Consider the following 872-nt stretch of genomic DNA (forward strand, 5'->3'; position numbering starts at 1 on the left):
CCGACCCCGCCGCGTCCCGCCCGGTCACGTCCAGCGCCCCGAGCGCCCGCCCGGCCGGGTCGCGCAGCACGGCGGCGGTGCAGCTCCACGGCTGCACGGCGCGCGCGAAGTGCTCGGCGCCGTGCACCTGCACGTCGTGCCCGGTGGCGAGCGCCGTCCCGGGCGCGTTCGTGCCCGCGTGCCCCTCGTCCCACGCCGCCCCCTCGACGAACCCGACGGTCTCGACCGCCCGCCGCACGTCCGCGTCCCCGGCGACCCAGAGCAGCCGCCCGTCCGCGTCGGTCAGCGCCACGAGGAACCCCTCGCTGACGGCGGCGTCGAGCAGCAGCCCCCGCACCACGGGCAGCGCGTGCCGCAACGGGTGCTCCGCCCGGTAGGCGCGCAGGTCGGCGTCCGCGAGCGAGACCGGGGGAGCGGGCCGGTCGGGATCCACCCCGCTGCGCACGCTGCGCCGCCACGAGTCGGCGACGACGTCGCGCACGCCGGCGGTCGTCCCGGCGGAGAGGAACCGCTCGTGCGCCGCGAGCAGCGCGCGGCCGAGCGGCAGGGCGCGCGCGACCGGACGGAGCAGGTCGCGCTCTCCGTCGGGCACGGTCCACCCCCTCGACGTCGCTGTCGCGCGGTCAGTGTCGCGCGCGGGGCGCGGCGCGCGCCAGAGGGTGCCGACCGTTGCCGTCGGGCTCATCGAGGAGCCGTGGCACGCCGAGGACGTCCTCCGCCGGGGCGAGGCGGACGCCGTGCTGCTGGGGCGGGCGATGCTGCGGGACCCGCACGGGGCGCGGCACGCGGCGGTGGTGCTCGGGGACCCGTCCGGTGCGCGCTCCGGGTGCCGGGGACTGGGCCGTCCGGGTGTCGACCGGACGAGGGAACGT

General features: G+C 79.7%; 2 pseudogenes. One reads left to right on the forward strand and one right to left on the reverse strand.

The annotated features are described in order from the left end of the window. Positions 1 to 592: pseudogene (locus G6556_RS18960) on the reverse strand (transcriptional regulator); the annotation flags it as partial. A 67-nt stretch (positions 593 to 659) separates the two neighbouring features. Here G6556_RS18960 and G6556_RS19250 point away from each other — a divergent pair. Further along, positions 660 to 872, forward strand: a pseudogene (locus G6556_RS19250) (hypothetical protein); the annotation flags it as partial.

It is taken from the genome of Cellulomonas sp. IC4_254 (assembly GCF_011603975.1).
Classification (GTDB): Bacteria; Actinomycetota; Actinomycetes; order Actinomycetales; family Cellulomonadaceae; genus Cellulomonas.